Annotated in this window: 16 protein-coding genes; 8 read left to right on the top strand and 8 right to left on the bottom strand. The window is 71.6% G+C overall.

Annotation, left to right across the window (positions count from 1 at the left end):
• Window positions 1–18: 18 nt before the first annotated feature.
• Window positions 19–660, bottom strand: coding sequence for a TetR/AcrR family transcriptional regulator (locus ACZ7OY_RS22990; protein WP_471913056.1), 642 nt, complete (start codon window positions 658–660; stop codon window positions 19–21).
• A gap of 73 nt (window positions 661–733) precedes the next feature.
• Between ACZ7OY_RS22990 and ACZ7OY_RS22985 the strand changes: the two genes are divergently transcribed.
• The 3 genes from ACZ7OY_RS22985 (at window position 734) to ACZ7OY_RS22975 (ending at window position 2,914) form a co-directional block, all read left to right on the top strand.
• Window positions 734–1,885, top strand: coding sequence for an acyl-CoA dehydrogenase family protein (locus ACZ7OY_RS22985; protein ID WP_471913055.1), 1,152 nt, complete (start codon window positions 734–736; stop codon window positions 1,883–1,885).
• A gap of 69 nt (window positions 1,886–1,954) precedes the next feature.
• A complete protein-coding gene (locus ACZ7OY_RS22980; RefSeq protein WP_384721937.1) occupies window positions 1,955–2,200 on the top strand; it encodes a YiaA/YiaB family inner membrane protein in 246 nt (81 codons plus the stop codon).
• A gap of 72 nt (window positions 2,201–2,272) precedes the next feature.
• A complete protein-coding gene (locus ACZ7OY_RS22975) occupies window positions 2,273–2,914 on the top strand; it encodes a TetR/AcrR family transcriptional regulator (RefSeq protein WP_384721934.1) in 642 nt (213 codons plus the stop codon).
• On the opposite strand, the gene ACZ7OY_RS22970 is transcribed toward ACZ7OY_RS22975, so the two are convergent.
• Complete coding sequence (locus tag ACZ7OY_RS22970; protein ID WP_351603980.1) at window positions 2,905–3,366, bottom strand: MaoC family dehydratase; 462 nt, start codon at window positions 3,364–3,366, stop codon at window positions 2,905–2,907. The genes ACZ7OY_RS22975 and ACZ7OY_RS22970 overlap by 10 nt on opposite strands.
• Before the next feature lie 133 nt (window positions 3,367–3,499).
• Between ACZ7OY_RS22970 and soxR the strand changes: the two genes are divergently transcribed.
• Window positions 3,500–3,994, top strand: coding sequence for a redox-sensitive transcriptional activator SoxR (soxR, locus tag ACZ7OY_RS22965; protein WP_471913054.1), 495 nt, complete (start codon window positions 3,500–3,502; stop codon window positions 3,992–3,994).
• Window positions 3,995–4,011: 17 nt separating this feature from the next.
• Here soxR and ACZ7OY_RS22960 read toward each other — a convergent pair whose 3' ends face one another.
• Together ACZ7OY_RS22960 and ACZ7OY_RS22955 are read right to left on the bottom strand one after the other, a co-directional pair.
• Window positions 4,012–5,079: an RNA ligase (ATP) gene (locus ACZ7OY_RS22960; protein WP_471913053.1), complete on the bottom strand. Its 1,068-nt coding sequence runs from the start codon at window positions 5,077–5,079 to the stop codon at window positions 4,012–4,014.
• A 214-nt stretch (window positions 5,080–5,293) separates the two neighbouring features.
• Window positions 5,294–5,899, bottom strand: coding sequence for a hypothetical protein (locus ACZ7OY_RS22955; RefSeq protein WP_471913052.1), 606 nt, complete (start codon window positions 5,897–5,899; stop codon window positions 5,294–5,296).
• Window positions 5,900–6,120: 221 nt separating this feature from the next.
• On the opposite strand from ACZ7OY_RS22955, the gene ACZ7OY_RS22950 reads away from it, so the two are divergent.
• Entirely contained in the window at window positions 6,121–8,907 is a 2,787-nt protein-coding gene (locus ACZ7OY_RS22950; RefSeq protein ID WP_471913051.1) for a penicillin acylase family protein, read from the top strand.
• A 24-nt stretch (window positions 8,908–8,931) separates the two neighbouring features.
• On the opposite strand, the gene ACZ7OY_RS22945 is transcribed toward ACZ7OY_RS22950, so the two are convergent.
• Together ACZ7OY_RS22945 and ACZ7OY_RS22940 are read right to left on the bottom strand one after the other, a co-directional pair.
• Window positions 8,932–10,251, bottom strand: coding sequence for a serine-threonine protein kinase (locus tag ACZ7OY_RS22945; protein ID WP_471913050.1), 1,320 nt, complete (start codon window positions 10,249–10,251; stop codon window positions 8,932–8,934).
• Window positions 10,252–10,332: 81 nt separating this feature from the next.
• Window positions 10,333–11,586 carry an exo-beta-N-acetylmuramidase NamZ family protein gene (locus ACZ7OY_RS22940; protein ID WP_471913049.1) on the bottom strand — a complete coding sequence of 418 codons (1,254 nt, stop codon included), beginning with the start codon at window positions 11,584–11,586 and terminating at the stop codon, window positions 10,333–10,335.
• 177 nt (window positions 11,587–11,763) lie between these two features.
• Between ACZ7OY_RS22940 and ACZ7OY_RS22935 the strand changes: the two genes are divergently transcribed.
• The 3 genes from ACZ7OY_RS22935 (at window position 11,764) to ACZ7OY_RS22925 (ending at window position 14,877) form a co-directional block, all read left to right on the top strand.
• The gene (locus ACZ7OY_RS22935; RefSeq protein WP_351603995.1) at window positions 11,764–12,528 is read left to right on the top strand and encodes an SDR family oxidoreductase; all 765 of its coding nucleotides are present in this window, start codon (window positions 11,764–11,766) and stop codon (window positions 12,526–12,528) included.
• Window positions 12,525–14,195 carry a class I adenylate-forming enzyme family protein gene (locus ACZ7OY_RS22930; protein ID WP_471913048.1) on the top strand — a complete coding sequence of 557 codons (1,671 nt, stop codon included), beginning with the start codon at window positions 12,525–12,527 and terminating at the stop codon, window positions 14,193–14,195. The genes ACZ7OY_RS22935 and ACZ7OY_RS22930 overlap by 4 nt, the downstream gene beginning before the upstream one ends.
• 88 nt (window positions 14,196–14,283) lie before the next feature.
• Window positions 14,284–14,877 carry a TetR-type transcription factor C-terminal domain-containing protein gene (locus tag ACZ7OY_RS22925; protein ID WP_162468763.1) on the top strand — a complete coding sequence of 198 codons (594 nt, stop codon included), beginning with the start codon at window positions 14,284–14,286 and terminating at the stop codon, window positions 14,875–14,877.
• A gap of 57 nt (window positions 14,878–14,934) precedes the next feature.
• Here the strand turns inward: ACZ7OY_RS22925 and ACZ7OY_RS22920 are convergent, their stop codons facing one another.
• Together ACZ7OY_RS22920 and ACZ7OY_RS22915 are read right to left on the bottom strand one after the other, a co-directional pair.
• Window positions 14,935–16,149, bottom strand: a complete 1,215-nt coding sequence (locus ACZ7OY_RS22920; RefSeq protein ID WP_471913047.1) for an acyl-CoA dehydrogenase family protein — start codon at window positions 16,147–16,149, stop codon at window positions 14,935–14,937.
• Window positions 16,150–16,155: 6 nt separating this feature from the next.
• Window positions 16,156–17,190 (bottom strand): phosphotransferase family protein, encoded by a 1,035-nt coding sequence (locus ACZ7OY_RS22915; RefSeq protein WP_471913046.1) that lies wholly within the window; start codon window positions 17,188–17,190, stop codon window positions 16,156–16,158.
• Window positions 17,191–17,339: the final 149 nt, after the last annotated feature.

The raw sequence follows: 17,339 nt of genomic DNA, 5'->3' as shown, positions 1-17,339 counted from the left end.
TGCCCGCCGAACTGTCCGCTACGCGCTCTGCCGTACCTGCGCGTACTGCTGCGCCAGGCCGTCCAGCAGGGCCGTCAGGCCGGTCTCGAAGGCCCGTTCGTCGATCTTCTCCTGCTGTTCGGCGAGGAGGTGGGCCTGGCCGAGGTGGGGGTAGTCGGCCGGGTTGTAGGCGCTGGCGTCGTCCACGAAGCCGCCGGCGAACGAGCCGAGCGCGGAGCCCATGACGAAGTACCGCATCAGCGCGCCGATCGAGGTGGCCTGCGCGGGCGGCCAGCCCGCCGCGACCATCGCGCCGTAGACCGCGTCCGCGAGCCGCAGACCGGCCGGGCGGCGGCCGGGGCCGTGGGCCAGCACCGGGACGATGTTCGGGTGCGCGCGCAGGGCGGCCCGGTAGGAGACGGCCCAGTCGTGCAGGGCGGTCCGCCAGTCCCGGCCGTCCTCGAACATCGACAGGTCGACCTGGGCGCTGACCGAGTCGGCGACCGCCTCCAGGATCTCGTCCTTGGTGCTGAAGTGGTTGTAGAGGGAGGGCCCGCTCACCCCCAGTTCGGCGGCCAGCCGCCGGGTGGAGACGGCGGCCAGGCCCTCCGCGTCCACGAGCGTGCGGGCCGCCCCGACGATCCGGTCGGTGCTGAGGAGGGGCTTGCGCGGTCGGGCCATGGCGCACATAGTAGGGCTGCAACCTTAAACTAGCAGTGCTAATTTAAATGTCTGTGATGGGGAGTGACTCGGCGTGAACCTGGAGCTCAGCGAGGAGCAGACCGCGGTCCGGCGGCTCGCCCGGGACTTCGTGGCGCGCGAGGTCGCCCCGCACGCGATCGCCTGGGACCGGGCCGAGGAGGTCGACCGGGGCATCGTGAAGAAGCTCGGCGAGGTCGGCTTCCTGGGGCTGACGATCGACGAGGAGTACGGCGGCTCGGGCGGCGACCACCTGGCGTACTGCCTGGTGACCGAGGAGCTCGGCCGCGGCGACTCCTCGGTGCGCGGGATCGTCTCGGTCTCCCTCGGCCTGGTCGCCAAGACCATTGCCGCCTGGGGCGACGAGGAGCAGAAGCGGCGCTGGCTGCCGGGGCTGACCTCCGGCGCGTACGTGGGCTGCTTCGGGCTGACCGAGCCCGGCACCGGCTCCGACGCCGGGAACCTCGCCACCCGCGCGGTCCGCGACGGCGACGAGTACGTCGTCAACGGCGCCAAGATGTTCATCACCAACGGCACCTGGGCCGATGTCGTCCTGCTCTTCGCCCGCTCCACCGACGCCCCCGGCCACCACGGCGTCTCCGCCTTCCTGGTGCCGGCCGACACCCCCGGCCTGATCCGGCGCGCGGTCCACGGCAAGCTCGGTCTGCGCGGCCAGGCCACCGCCGAACTGGTGCTGGAGGACGTCCGCGTCCCCGCGTCCGCGATGCTCGGGCCGGAGGGCAAGGGCTTCGCGGTCGCCATGTCCGCGCTCGCCAAGGGCCGGATGTCGGTCGCGGCGGGCTGTGTCGGCATAGCCCAGGCGGCGCTGGACGTCGCGGTGAAGTACGCCGGTGAGCGTGAGCAGTTCGGCAGGACCATCGCCCACCACCAGCTGGTCCAGGAGCTGCTCAGCGACATCGCCGTGGACGTGGACGCCGCCCGGCTGCTGACCTGGCGCGTCGCCGACCTGATCGACCGCGGGCTGCCCTTCGCCACCGAGTCCTCCAAGGCCAAGCTGTTCGCCTCGGAGGCGGCCGTGCGGGCCGCGAACAACGCCCTCCAGGTCTTCGGCGGCTACGGCTACATCGACGAGTACCCGGCCGGCAAGCTGCTGCGCGACGCCCGGGTGATGACCCTCTACGAGGGCACCAGCCAGATCCAGAAACTGGTCATCGGGCGGGCCCTCACCGGGGTCTCGGCCTTCTGAGTACCTGTCCGTACGTCCCTGAGTACCCCGGCGGATGTGGCGTGGGCCACGTCCGCCGATGCTCGTCGTATGACTGACGCATCCGGCAAGCAGCAGAACACGGCCGCCTTCTACGGTCAGGCCGTCGCCTCCTTCTCCCTCGCCATGGCCGCCACCGCGATCGGCATCTTCAAGCTGCACGCCGACCCCTGGGTCCGGGCCTTCCTGGGCACCGCCGTCCTTTATCTGGTCACTTCGGCCTTCACCCTGGCCAAGGTCGTCCGCGACCGGCAGGAGGCCTCGGCCCGGCCGTACAGCCCCTTCGAGAAGCTCTGAGCGGGCACGCTAAGCGGGCGCTCAGCTTCGGCGGTATGGTGTAGCTCCGGTACCGAGAGGGGCGAGCGAGCGATGAGTACGGCGCAGGACACGGCCGGCGGCGAGGCCGAGGCGTGGGGCGAGGTCACCCCTGACGCGGCCCGGCGGCTGCTGGTGGCCGCCGTGGAGGCTTTCGCCGAGCGCGGCTATCACGCGACGACGACCCGTGACATCGCGGGCCGCGCGGGCATGAGCCCGGCCGCCCTCTACATCCACTACAAGACCAAGGAAGAGCTGCTCCACCGGATCAGCCGGATCGGCCACGACAAGGCGCTCGACATCCTGCGCACGGCCGCCCGGGGCGAGGGCAGTGCCACCCGGCGGCTCGCCGACGCCGTGAGCTCCTTCGTACGCTGGCACGCCGGGGGGCGCACCACCGCGCGGGTCGTGCAGTACGAACTGGACTCGCTCGGCCCGGACGCCCGTGCCGAGATCCTCGCCCTGCGCCGCCAGGTCGACGCGGAGGTGCGCGGGATCGTCGAGGACGGGGTGGCGAGCGGCGAGTTCGACGTGCCGGACGTGCACGGGACCACCATCGCCGTGCTCTCCCTCTGCATCGACGTCGCCCGCTGGTTCAACGTCGACGGTCCGCAGACGCCCGACGAGGTCGGCGCGCTGTACGCCGACCTCGTGCTGCGGATGGTCGGGGCGAAGCAGCCGCCCGCTCAGACGTAGTACCGGGACACCGACTCCGCCACGCACACCGGCTTGTCGCCGCCCTCGCGCTCCACGATGAAGGCGACGGCGACCTGTACGCCACCGGGCACGTCGTCGACGCCGGTGATGGTCGCCGTCGCACGCAGCCGCGAGCCGACGGGTACGGGGGCGGGGAAGCGGACCTTGTTGGTGCCGTAGTTGACGCCCATCTTCACGCCCTCGACCGAGATCAGCTGGGGGCCGAACAGCGGCAGCAGCGACAGGGTCAGGTACCCGTGGGCGATGGTGGTCCCGAAGGGGCCCGTGGCCGCCTTCTGCGGGTCGACGTGGATCCACTGGTGGTCGCCCGTGGCCTCGGCGAACAGGTCGATCCGCTTCTGGTCGACCTCCAGCCAGTCGGTGTACCCCAGCTGCTCGCCCACCGCCGCCTTCAGCTCGTCGGCTGACGTGAAGATCCTCGGCTCTGCCATGTCCCGGCCTCTCGCATCACGGATGTCCCGTTGAGGTGTTCCCGCTTATGTCTAAGCAACTGCTTAGCATGGTCGGGTCCCGGGCGGCTGTCAACGGACCGCCGGGGTGTCGGGTTTGGGTAGGCTCCGAGGGGTGCCCCAGATTCCCGAGAAGATCCACGAGCTCACGGTCGGCCAGCTCGCCGCCCGTAGCGGCGCCGCCGTCTCGGCGCTGCACTTCTACGAGTCCAAGGGGCTGATCAGCAGCCGCCGGACCGCGGGCAACCAGCGCCGCTACACCCGCGACGCCCTGCGCCGGGTGGCCTTCGTGCGGGCCGCCCAGCGGGTGGGCATCCCCCTGGCCACGATCCGCGAGGCCCTCGCCCAGCTCCCCGAGGAGCGCACGCCCACCCGGGAGGACTGGGCGCGGCTCTCCGAGACCTGGCGGGCCGAACTGGACGAGCGGATCAAGCAGCTGAACCGGCTGCGCGACCACCTCACCGACTGCATCGGCTGCGGCTGTCTGTCCCTGGAGTCCTGTGTCCTGTCCAACCCGGACGACGTGTTCGGCGAACGGCAGACGGGCTCGCGCCTGATGGTGGAACGCCCGCCCCGGGAGGCCGCCCAGGAGCCGAAGGCCTGCTCCTGAGCCGCCCCGGCCGTGGCTCACTCGTACTCCGTGCCGCCCTTGCGGGTCAGATAGGCCGGGCTCACCGCCTTGGCGATCGCGCGCCCGCCGGTCACCGGGCTGTACCGCTCGGTGGCCGGCCGGATCACCACACCCTCCCGCAGGTGCAGTTCCCGCCCCGACACGCTCTCGCGCCCGGTCGCGACCTCCAGCACCCGCCCGATGTCGTACGGCCCTTCGAACAGCCGTGGCACCAACGGCAGCTCCCCGGCCAGCAGTCCGGCCGCGTCCAGCCAGACCACCGTGCCGTCGATCTCCGCGGACACGTCGAACGCGGCGTAGCCCAGGCTCTCCCGGCGGCCGTCGGCGCCGTACGTCAGATCCTGTACGCCCGCCCCGAACACCTCGCCGAAGACCCCCACGCGGCGCGCCCCGAGCCGTCCGGCGAGCCGGGCCGCCGCCTCGGCGACGCCGTGAGCGCGCACGGCCCGCCAGTACAGATTGCGCGGGTCCTCCTTCAGGGCCAGCGACTTGGCGCCGAAGCCCTTGGAGGAGACGTAGGTGCGGTCCTCCTCGGCGTGGTAAGTCAGCAGGCAGGCCGAGCCGTGCAGCTTCTCCGTCAGGACCACCGGCTCGCCCGGCGCGAACACGTCCGGGTAGCGCTGGATGTTCTCGATGTCCACCCAGGGCATCAGTTCGGGGGCGGACTCGACCTCCCCGCTCATCGTCGGCGGGACCGGCGGCACCCACTTGACGACGCCGAGCCGCTCGGCGAAGTCGGTGCGGTCGGCCGCGGCGCGCGCCAGGTCGACGTCCCCGAGCGCGCGTGGCCGGCAGACGAGGCCCTGTGACAGCTCGCCGCGCAGCCGCACCGCCCGGACCCGGTCGTGGTTGCCGCCCGCGAGCCGGCCGGTCAGCCCCAGCTCCTCGATCAGCGCGGCCGGGAGGACGGACTGCTCGGGGATGTAGACGGCCGCGTCGCCGGTGCGGTAGGCGCCCTTGGCGACAACGGCCCGGTACAGGCCCACCTGGGCCAGTTCGAGGGCGTCGGCGTTCGGGTGCGGGTGGACGGTCAGCACTTCGGCGGTGACGCGCAGCGTCGACACGATGGCTCCTCGGGCCTTCGGGGCGCCCCCGACGGGCCCCCTCGCCCCCCAACTCTCCGCACGGGAAAGCGCTGGAGCGACCCGATTAGCACCTGCTAGCCTCCCGGCCCCTGCCCGCGATCGGCGCGACGGCGCGGGACGGGACGGCGCAGAGCGCGAGCACGTACGGGACATGAGGGGGGTGCGGCATCCCCGGCGCACCCCCGGCGTGCTCTCAGGCCGACATCAGCATCGCCCGGCCCCGCCTGGCGAAGGCCAGGGCCTCGGACGTGAGGACGGGCCGCGGGACGAGTATGCCGCAGTCCGCGCAGACCGGGCCCGACGACGGTTCGTGGTCCAGGTCGTACTTCCAGAACAGGCGCTCCCCGTCGCACACCGGGCAGGTCGAGCCCGGTGCGCGCTCCAGCGCGGCGATCAGGCTGCGCAGCACCTCACCGAGCGGCGCACGGGGGTGCAGCCGGGGGTTGTCGCACCAGGCGACACCGAATCCGCCCCAGGTCAGCCGGTGCCAGTCGTCCACGCTGCCCGGCCTGCGCAGCCCGTCGTGCTTCTCCTTCCTGCGGCGTTCGGCGAACTCGCCCTCGTAGTCGAGCCACACCGCCCGTGCCTCCTCCAGCTCGTCCAACGCGGCCACGAGCCGCGCAGGATCGGGCGAGCGGTCCTCGGGGCCGAACCCCGACCGGGAGCACAGGTGGTCCCAGGTCGCCCTGTGCCCGTACGGAGCGAACCGCTCAAGGCACTTGCGCAGCGAGTAGCGCCGCAGCGCCAGATCGCAGCGTGGATCGCGCACCTGTCTCGCCAGACTCCGGAAACCGGCCATCGCCTTGCACCTCCGTCACATCTGCACCTGTACTTCGGTCACTTCGGCGTCGTCGTGCGGACGTCGCCGAATAGACGTATCGACACCCGAATCGGCTCCATCCGATTTCCGATCGCCTCCCATAAGCCGGAGCGACGACTCGAAAAAGTGACGCATGTTCATCTTCAATCCCGGGGATACCGGCGGTAACCTCCGGCCAATCCCCGTCCCTAGGAGCTGCCATGCCTGGGCGCACCCCACGCACACCTCTCGACAGACTGAGAACTCCCCGCAGATTTCCCGGGTTCCTGAAGACGGCATCCGTATGCGTCCTCATTGCCGGACTTTTGTCACCGCTTTCCCAGATGGCGGTCGCCGCCGAGACCGCTACGGCCACCGACTACTGCGGCGGACAGTGCTCCGACATCCTGCCGCCGGGCGAGAACGGCAACGCCACCCTCGCGCAGATCCTCCTCAACCAGGCTTTCGGCACCCAGCCTTCGCACGCCGAGGACCAGCTCGGCCCCTACGCCAACCTGGCCAAGGGCTACTCGGCGCTGACCACCGACAAGATCAACACGTTCTTCAACGACGCGTCGTTCGGCGTCGCCTCCGGGCAGGTCGCCTCCACCGAGAGCCCCGCGGGCCGCACCGACGTGACGATCGTGCGCGACAAGAAGACGGGCGTACCGCACATCACGGGCACCACCCGCTACGGCACGGAGTTCGGCGCCGGCTACGCCGCGGCCGAGGACCGGCTGTGGCTGATGGACGTCTTCCGCCATGTCGGACGCGGCCAGCTCACCACGTTCGCGGGCGGCGCGGCCTCCAACCAGGGCCTGGAGCAGGAGTTCTACCGCAACGCGCCGTACACGGAGGCCGACCTCCAGGCCCAGATCGACAACGCCGTCGCCCACAACGGCACCCGTGGCCAGCAGGCCCTCGCCGACGCCAACGCCTACCTCGCGGGCATCAACTCCTACATCGACGCCTCCGACAGCGGCCGCTACTTCCCCGGCGAGTACGTTCTGACCGGTCACAAGGACTCCATCACCAACGCCGGCACCATCGACCACTTCAAGATCACCGACCTGGTGGCGCTGGCCTCCGTGATCGGTTCGCTGTTCGGCTCCGGCGGGGGCGGCGAGGTCAACAACGCCGTCTCCCTGCTCGCCGCCCAGGCCAAGTACGGGGTGGCGGACGGCACCGCGCTCTGGGAGTCCTTCCGTGAGCGCAACGACGCCGAGGCCGCCCTCACCGTCCACAACGGCGAGAGCTTCCCCTACGCCACCAAGCCCGACGACCCGCAGGGCGAGGCCCTGCCCGACGCCGGCACGGTGACCCAGGAACCGCTGGTGTACGACCGTACGGGCAGCGCGGCGACGGCCACGGCGGCGACCACCGCCACCACCGCCGCGGCCACCGCGCTCAGCTCGGCCAGGCGCGGCATGTCCAACGCCCTCGTGGTCAGCGGCAGATCCACCGCCGGTGGCCACCCGATCGCCGTGTTCGGGCCGCAGACCGGCTATTTCGCGCCACAGCTGCTGATGCTCCAGGAGATCCAGGGACCCGGCATCAGCGCCCGCGGCGCCTCCTTCGCGGGCCTGAGCATGTACGTCGAACTGGGCCGCGGCCAGGACTACGCGTGGAGCGCCACGACGTCCGGCCAGGACATCATCGACACCTACGCCGTCGAACTGTGCCAGGACGACTACCACTACCTCTACCACGGCACCTGTACGGCGATGGAGAAGGTCGAGCAGAAGAACGCCTGGACGCCGACGACCGCCGACGGCACCGCGGCCGGCTCCTACACGATGCGGGTCTACCGCACGAAGTACGGCCCCGTGGAGTACCGGGCGACCGTCGGCGGCAAGAAGGTCGCCTACACCACCCTGCGCTCCTCCTACCTGCACGAGGCCGACTCGATCATCGGCTTCCAGATGCTCAACGACCCCGACTACGTCAACGGCCCGGCCGCCTTCCAGGCCGCGGCGCAGCACATCAACTACACCTTCAACTGGTTCTACGCCGACTCCACGCACACCGCGTACTACAACAGCGGCGACAACCCGGTGCGCGCGAGCGGCGTCGACGCCGAGTTCCCGGTGTGGGCACAGGCGGCCTACGAGTGGCGCAACTGGGACCCGGCGACCAACACCGCCGACTACACCCCCGCCTCCGCCCACCCCAACTCCGTCGACCAGGACTACTACATCTCCTGGAACAACAAGCAGGCCAAGGACTACACGACCGCGTCCTGGGGCGACGGCTCGGTGCACCGCGGCAACCTGCTGGACGACCGGGTGAAGAAGCTCGTCGCGGCCGGCGGGGTGACCCGGGTCGCCCTCGTCAAGGCGATGGCCGACGCGGCCCTCGCGGACCTGCGGGCCGAGGACGTGCTGCCGGACCTGCTCAGGGTGGTCAACAGCTCCACGGTGACCGACACCACGGCCGCCGCGGCGGTCACCAAGCTCCAGACCTGGCTGACCGCCGGCGCCAAGCGCACGGAGACCTCTTCGGGCTCCAAGACGTACGCCGACGCCGACGCGATCCGCATCCTGGACGCCTGGTGGCCGTTGCTGGTCAAGGCCGAGTTCGAACCCGGCCTGGGCACCCCGCTCTACACCGCCCTGACCGCCAACCTGCCCATCGACGAGACCCCGTCGGCCGCGCACGGCCCGACCGGCGCGCACGCCGGAAGCTCCTTCCAGTACGGCTGGTGGAGCTATGTCGACAAGGACGTCCGGGCGGTGCTCGGCGACACCGTGGCGGGCCCGCTCGCGCGGAAGTACTGCGGCGGCGGCAGCCTGACCTCCTGCCGCGACATCCTCATCAGCACCCTGAAGCAGGCGGCCGCCATGACCGCGGCCCAGGTCTACCCCGGCGACGACCTGTGTGCCGCGGGCAACCAGTGGTGCGCGGACTCGATCGTCCAGCGCACCCTCGGCGGTATCAAGCACGGCAACATCAGCTGGCAGAACCGGCCCACCTACCAGCAGGTGGTGGAGTTCACCTCGCACCGGTGACGCCCTGAGCGGCGGCGGGCCGGTTCAGCGGATACGGCCCGCCGCCAGCACCACCCGCGCCAGCTCCGGGTGCACGATGTCGCTGTGCGCGCCGCTCGGCGGGCCGCCCCGGCAGACCACCGCCGAGGCGTCGACGTTGACGCACCCGGACCTGGGCAGCGGACCCGCGAGCGCCTGGGCGAGCGTCAGCGCCCGCGTGCCCGGCACCGCCTGCACCCCGTCGTGGCCCATCGCCCCCCACTTGTCGCCCAGCAGCCGGCCCAGGCCGAAGCCCTCGACGACGCCCTGCGCGTCGCCCGCCATCCGGGAGGCCAGCGGGTACAGCGTGCCCAGCGCCGTGTCGTGGCCGGAGTGGCAGCACACCAGGGGGCCGTCGACCCGCTGGTTCTGGCCCTGCAGCACACCGCCCGCACGCGGGTCGTGGGGGAGCCGGGCGGCGAACGCGTAGTGCGAGAAGGCCCCTTGCAGCAGGGTCACGGACTTCACCGTGCGCACGCCCTCGGGCAGCCCGCGCAGGGCGAACGACACCAGCCGCCCGCCGAAGCTGTGCCCGACCAGATGCACCCGCAGCTGCGGCGCCGCGTCCGCCAGTTGGCCCAGGAACCGGCCGAGCCCGCGCTCGCCCACCGTCCCGGCCCGCCGCTTCATCGCGTAGTACGTGCCCTGCCGCAGCAGTTCGAGCGCCCCGTCCCACGGGTCGGGCATCGTGAACTGCGCCGGGGCGTCCGGGGATTCGAGGCCGGCCAGGGCCTGCGCGAACGTCTCGCACATCGCGGCCGCGGACCCGGTGAACATCTCCGGCTCGTCCTGCGGCACCCCCTCCGCCAGCGTGTCCGCCGCGAACAGCGCCTGCGGTCCGGGCGGCACCACCTCCACCAGCAGCCGCACCAGCCGCCCGAACTCCGCCAGTTCGGCCTCCTCGCGCGGCCGCTGCTCCAGCAGCCGCGCGAGCTGTTCCACCAGGATCCCCCGGCCCGGGAAGGTCTCCAGCAGCGCGTGCCGGGTGTTTTTGTCGAGCGCCGGACGCCGGGGCACCTCGGCCGCCGCCGAGCGCGGGAAGTCCGGGATCGGCTCGTCGCAGAACCGCATCGACGGCCACACCACCCCCACGTACCCGATCCGGGCCGACGGCGCGAGCCGCGGGAACGGGGCGAAGAAGCTGCTGTACAGCCGGGTCGCGCCCGAGCGGTCGTTGTTCCAGCCGTGCGCGAACACCACCAGGTCGCGCACCCCGCGCCGGGGCGCCTCGGCCAGCAGCCGGTCCCGCTCCGGACCGGACACGTCACCGTCCGCGTCGAAGGTCAGCTCCCAGTACGGCGTCACACTCATCGCCGGATCTGCCATCACGGACCCCTTCGTCCCCCGTGCCGGTGCGCTCTGGGCGCATGGTCCTGCCAACGGGGGACATTGGCCATACGTCACGGCTCATCCGTAGGACAGATACTTCTCCCGCACCCGCCGGAACGCCGCCAGCTCCTCGTGCCAGCCCGCCACCACCGCGTCGGTGTCCGCGCCCGCGTCGATCGCGGTGCGCACCCGGTCGGAGCCCGTCAGCTTGTCGATCCAGTTGTCGGAACGCCAGACGAAGCCGTCCCAGACCCGCCGGGCGGTCACCAGCAACGCGATCCCGGTGCGCACCGGGTCGTACCCGCCCCGGTCGTGCACATGGATCTGCACGCCCCCGACGGTCTTCCCCTGGAACTTGGAGAAGGTGGGCGCGAAGTACGCCTCACGGAAGCGCACGCCCGGCAGGCGCAGCGCGTTCACGGCGGCGGCCCACCGTCCGTCGATCCCCTCGGCGCCCAGCAGTTCGAAGGGCCGGGTGGTGCCGCGCCCTTCCGAGAGGTTCGTGCCCTCGAAGAGACAGGTGCCCGCGTACGCCAGCGCGGTGTCGGGCGTCGGCATGTTCGGGCTCGGCGGCACCCAGGGCAGCCCGGACGCGTCGTACCACTGCGACCGCTTCCAGCCGCTCATCAGCACGGTGTCCAGCGTGACCGGCGCGGTCAGGAACTCGGCGTTGAACAGCCGCGCCAGCTCCGCGACCGTCATGCCGTGCGCCTGCGCGATCGGCTGCCGGCCGACGAACGTCGCGAACTCCTTGTGCAGCACCGGCCCCAGCGCCGCCCGCCCGGTCAGCGGATTGGGCCGGTCCAGCACCATGAACCGCTTGCCCGCGAGCTGCGCGGCCTCCATGCAGTCGTACAGGGTCCAGATGTACGTGTAGAAGCGGGCGCCCGCGTCCTGGATGTCGAAGACGACCGTGTCGACACCGGAGGCGGTGAACACGTCCGCCAGCGGCCGGCCGCTCTTGAGGTAGGTGTCGTACACCGGCAGCCCGGTCGCCGGGTCGTCGTAGCGGCCCTCGGACCCGCCCGCCTGCGCCGTGCCGCGGAAGCCGTGCTCGGGTCCGAACACGGCGCGCAGGTTCACCCGTTCGTCGGCATGCATCACGTCCACGATGTGCCGGGTGTCCCGGGTGATACCGGTCGGGTTGGTGACGATGCCGACCCGCTGCCCCTTCAGCCGTGCGTAGCCGTCCGCGGCGAGCCGCTCGAAGCCGGTGCGCAGTTGTTCTCGGGGCGACTTCGCGACAGTGGCGGGGGTCAAAGACATCGTGGCCGCCGTGGACATTGTGGCCGCCGTGGCCGAGGCGAGTACGGTGCGTCTGGAGAGGCGCATGCGGATCCTCCGTGGGGGTGACGTGACGGGCCGTCCGGTGCGGATCGTGCGGGCGGCGGACGCCGTACCCCGGCAACCCCGCCGCTCCCAGCGTGCGGCAACAGCCCTTCCTCTGGCACATACCGACCGGTTAGTCTGGTGTCGCAGAGCCGATTCTCGTCGTGTCGAAGGAGACCGATGGTGGAAGCCGTGCAGGATGCCGGAGTGGTCGTCACCGGAGCGGGGGGCGGGATCGGGGCCGCGCTGGCCCGCCGCTTCGCCGCCGAGGGGGCCCGGGTCGTCGTCAACGACCTGGACGCGGACAAGGCGCGGGCCGTGGCCGACGAGATCGGCGGCATCGCGATCCCCGGCGACGCCTCCGCGATCGTCGCCGACGCCCGGGACGCGCTCGGCGGCACCGTCGACGTCTACTGTGCCAACGCCGGGGTCGGCTCCGGCGGTTCCGAGGCGGCGGGCGAGCCGGTGTGGGCCCTGGCCTGGGACGTCAACGTGATGGCCCACGTCCGCGCGGCCGAGGCGCTGATCCCCGGCTGGCTGGAGCGCGGCCGCGGGCGCTTCGTCTCCACCGTCTCCGCCGCCGGACTGCTCACCATGATCGGCGCCGCGCCGTACAGCGTGACCAAGCACGGCGCGTACGCCTTCGCCGAGTGGCTGTCGCTCACCTACCGCCACCGCGGGATCAAGGTGCACGCCATCTGCCCCCAGGGGGTGCGCACCGACATGCTGGCCGCCACCGGCAGCGCGGGCGACCTGGTCCTGCAGCCGACCGCGATCGAGCCGCAGGCCGTCGCGGACGCTCTCTTCAAGGGCATCGAGGAGGACCGCTTCCTGATCCTCCCGCACCCCGAGGTCGCCGCCTACTACCAGGGCCGGGCCGGCGATCCGGACCGCTGGCTGACCACCATGAACCACATCCAGCAGAAGTGGGAGGCCGGACAGTGACCGCCTCCCGCTACGCCGACAAGCCCTGGGTCGGCCTCCTCAACGACGCCCAGCGCGCCCCCGTCCACCCGGCAGACTCCCTGGTGCACGCCCTGCACCGGGCCGCCGACGAGACACCCGGACGGGACTTCCTCGCCTACTTCGACGGCCGGCTCACCTACCGCGAGGCCGACGAGCTCAGCGACTCCGTCGCCGGCCATCTGGCCGCCCGCGGCCTGGAACGCGGCGACCGGGTGGCCGTCCTGCTCCAGAACTCCCCGCAGTTCGTGATCGCGGTGCTCGGCGCGTGGAAGGCGGGCGCGACCGTCGTCCCCGTCAACCCCATGTACAAGTCCGGCGAGGTCGCGCACGTCCTGCGGGACGCCGAGGCGACCGCGCTGATCTGCGCCGACCGGGCCTGGGAGGCGTACCTGCGCGAGACGGCCGCCGGCTCCTCGGTGCGGATCGTGCTCACCGCCTGCGAGCTGGACTTCCAGACCCGCGGCGACACCCGCGTGCTGACCTTCGAACGGGCGGCGCAGGCCCCGGACGCCGACGACCTCACCACCGTCGCCCGGCAGGGGAACAAGGCCCCCGCGGGCCGCGACCCCGGCCCCGCCGACATCGCGCTGATCAGCTACACCTCGGGCACCAGCGGCACCCCCAAGGGCGCCACCAACACCCACGGCAACATCATGTACAACGCCGAACGCCAGCGCACCGGCCTGGACCTGCCCGGGGTGCCCGTCTACTACGCGCTGGCACCCCTGTTCCACATCACCGGGATGGTCTGCCAGCTCGGCGCCTGTCTCGACAGCGCGGGCACCCTGGTGCTGACCTACCGCTTCGAGTCGGGCGTCGTACTGGACGCGTTCGCCGAGCACCGACCGCACTACACCGTGGGCCCCTCGACCGCCTTCATGGCGCTGGCCGCCCACCCGGCCGCCACCGCGGACCACTTCTCCTCCTTCGTGCACATCTCCTCCGGCGGCGCCCCGCTGCCGCCCGCCCTGGTGGAGAAGTTCCGGGCCGGCTTCGGACCGTACATCCGCAACGGTTACGGGCTCACCGAGTGCACCGCGCCCTGCGCCTCCGTACCGCCCGGCCTGGAGGCGCCCGTCGACCCGGTCTCCGGCACGCTGGCCGTCGGTGTGCCGGGCCCCGACACGGTCGTACGCATCCTCGACGACACCGGCGCCGAGGTGCCCTTCGGCGAGCAGGGCGAGATCGTCGTGCGCGGACCGCAGGTCGTGCCCGGATACTGGCGGCGCCCCGAGGCCACCGCCGAGACCTTCCCCGACGGCGAGCTGCGCACCGGCGACATCGGGTTCATGGACGAACAGGGCTGGCTGTACGTCGTCGACCGCAAGAAGGACATGATCAACGCGTCCGGCTTCAAGGTGTGGCCGCGCGAGGTCGAGGACGTCCTGTACACACACCCCGCGGTACGCGAGGCGGCCGTCGTCGGGGTGCCCGACGGCTACCGCGGGGAGACGGTGAAGGCGTACATCAGCCTGCGGCCCGGTGCCGACGCGGATGCGGTTACGCTCACCGCCTACTGCAAGGACAGACTGGCGGCCTACAAGTATCCGCGCCAGGTGGAGATCCTGCCCGAACTGCCCAAAACGGCGAGTGGGAAGATCCTCCGTCGGGAACTGCGTTCCCGCGACGCGCACGACGGCAAGTAGACGCGCACGACAGTCAGTGGACGACAGCCGGTGAAGGCCCGCCGACGAGGCAGGGCCGACAAGGCATAGAGGAAGGCAGGTGGCGGCAGTGCCCAGGACGACGGACGGCGACGGGCCCCCCGTACCGCAGCGGCTGCTCGCCGCCGCCACCCGGCTCTTCGCCGAGCAGGGGTACGACCGCACCTCGGTCCAGGAGATCGTCGAGGCGGCCGGCGTCACCAAGGGGGCGCTGTACCACTACTTCGGCTCCAAGGACGACCTGCTGCACGAGGTGTACGCGCGCGTGCTGCGGGTCCAGCAGGAGCGGCTCGACGCGTTCGCCGACGCCGACGAGCCGATCGAGAAGCGGCTGCGGGGCGCCGCGGCGGACGTTGTCGTCACGACGATCGAGAACCTCGACGACGCGTCGATCTTCTTCCGCTCGATGCACCACCTCAGCCCCGAGAAGAACAAGCAGGTGCGGGCCGAGCGGCGGCGGTACCACGAACGCTTCCGCGCGCTCGTAGAGGAGGGCCAGGCCGCCGGGGTGTTCTCCACCGCGACCCCGGCCGACCTGGTCGTGGACTACCACTTCGGCTCGATCCACCACCTGTCGACCTGGTACCGCCCCGACGGCCCGATGCGTCCCCAGGAGCTCGCCGACCACCTGGCCGATCTGCTGCTGCGGGCGCTGCGCCCCTGACGTGAACCACGGAAGGCCCCGGCGACACGCCGGGGCCTTCCGTGTTGTGCGGGACTGCTACAGGTACTTCTTCAGCTCCCGGCGGGCCAGCGACCGCTGGTGCACCTCGTCCGGGCCGTCGGCGATCATCAGCGTGCGCGCCGACGCGTACAGCTCGGCCAGCGGGAAGTCCTGGCTGACGCCGCCCGCGCCGTGCAGCTGGATCGCCCGGTCGATGATGTCGACCACCGCGCGAGGCGTGGCGATCTTGATGGACTGGATCTCCGTGTGGGCGCCCCGGTTGCCGACCGTGTCCATCAGCCAGGCCGTCTTCAGCACCAGCAGCCGCAGCTGTTCCACCTGCACGCGCGCGTCCGCGATCCAGTTGTGGACCACACCCTGCTGGGCCAGCGCCTTGCCGAAGGCGGTGCGCTGGACGGCCCGGCGGCACATCAGCTCGATCGCCCGCTCCGCCATGCCGATCAGCCGCATGCAGTGGTGGATCCGGCCGGGGCCCAGCCGGGCCTGCGCGATGGCGAAACCGCCGCCCTCCTCGCCGACCAGGTTCGACACCGGCACGCGCGCGTGGTCGAAGACCACTTCGGCGTGACCGCCGTGCGAGTGGTCCTCGTACCCGAAGACCTGCATGGCGCGCTTCACGGTGACACCCGGGGTGTCGCGCGGAACCAGCACCATCGACTGCTGGCGCCGGATGTCCGCGCCGTCCGGGTCGGTCTTGCCCATCACGATGAAGATCTTGCAGTCCGGGTTCATCGCCCCGGAGATGTACCACTTGCGGCCGGTGACGACGTACTCGTCGCCGTCCCGCTCGATGTGGGTGGTGATGTTGGTGGCGTCCGAGGAGGCCACCTCCGGCTCGGTCATCGCGAACGCCGAGCGGATCTCACCGGCGAGCAGCGGCTCCAGCCACTGCTTCTTCTGCGGCTCGTCGCCGAACTGCGCGAGCACCTCCATGTTGCCGGTGTCCGGCGCGGCGCAGTTCAGCGCGGTCGGCGCCAGGTGCGGGGAGCGGCCGGTGATCTCGGCGAGCGGCGCGTACTGGAGGTTGGTCAGGCCGGCGCCGTACTCGGCGTCGGGCAGGAACAGGTTCCACAGCCCCTGCCTGCGCGCCTCGGCCTTCAGCTCCGCCACCACGGCCGGGGTGTCCCACGGCGAGGCGAGCCCGGCCCGCTGCTCCTCGGCGACCGCTTCGGCCGGGTAGACGTGCTCGTCCATGAAGGCCAGGAGCCTGGCGCGCAGTTCCTCGGTGCGTGCGTCGAACGCGAAGTCCATGATGGATCAGCCCTCCTGGAGACCGTCGTGCAGCGTGGTCAGGCCGTGCTCGATGAAGACGGGGACGAGTTCGCCGATGCGGTCGAAGCCGCGGCCGACGGTCTGGCCGAGCGTGTAGCGGTAGTGGATGCCCTCCAGGATCACCGCGAGCTTGAACCAGGCGAACGCGGTGTACCAGGAGACGGCCGAGACGTCGCGGCCCGACCGGGCGGCGTACCGCTCGATCAGCTCGGCGGGCGCCGGGTGGCCCGCGGCCTCGGCGGTGGTGGAGACGGGCGAGTGCGGCAGACCGAGCCGCATGCTGTACATCACCAGCAGGCCCAGATCGGTCAGCGGGTCGCCGAGCGTCGACATCTCCCAGTCGAGGACGGCCCTGATCGTGTCGTCCTCGCCGATCAGGACGTTGTCGAGCCGGTAGTCGCCGTGCACGACGGCCGGCGCGGGGGAGCGCGGCAGCTCGCGGCCGAGTGCCGCGTGCAGCTCGTCGATGCCCGCCAGGTCGCGGCTGCGGGAGGCGTCGAGCTGCTTGCCCCAGCGCCGCAGCTGCCGGTCCAGGAAACCCTCGGGGCGGCCGAAGTCCGCAAGGCCCACCTCGGCCGGGTCGACAGCGTGCAGCTCGACCAGGGTGTCGACCAGCGACAGCACGGCGTTGCGGGTGCGCTCGGCGCCGAGCGGGGCGAGCTGGTCGGCGGTGCGGTACGGGGTGCCCGCCACGAACTCCATGACGTAGAAGGGCGATCCGAGTACGTCCTCGTCCTCGCACAGCAGCACCGGACGCGGCACCGGCACCGCGGTCGGGTGCAGCGCGCTGATCACGCGGTGCTCGCGTCGCATGTCGTGCGCGGTGGCCAGGACATGGCCGAGCGGGGGACGCCGTACGACCCACTTCGAGTCGCCGTCCGCGACCTCGTACGTCAGGTTCGACCGACCGCCCTCGATCAGCCGGCCGGTCAGGGGGCCGCGCACCAGACCGGGCCGCTCGCGGTCGAGCAGATCGCGCAGCCGGTCGAGATCGAGTCCGGGCGGGTGGTCGGGGCTCATACATCGCTCCTACGGGCGCGTGAACGGGACCCGACTTATGATGCCGACCGGTCGGTATGTAGTCCAGTGGATGCGCCGAAGGTGATCTGGGCCACCCTAGGTCCAGAGCCCCCTGCGGCGGACCACGGGGAGCCGCCGGGTGGTGGCTT

Source organism: Streptomyces sp. NPDC107559, assembly GCF_055657365.1.
The sequence above is the reverse complement of the archived record's forward strand: the minus strand, read 5'-3'. Positions and strand labels throughout refer to the sequence as shown.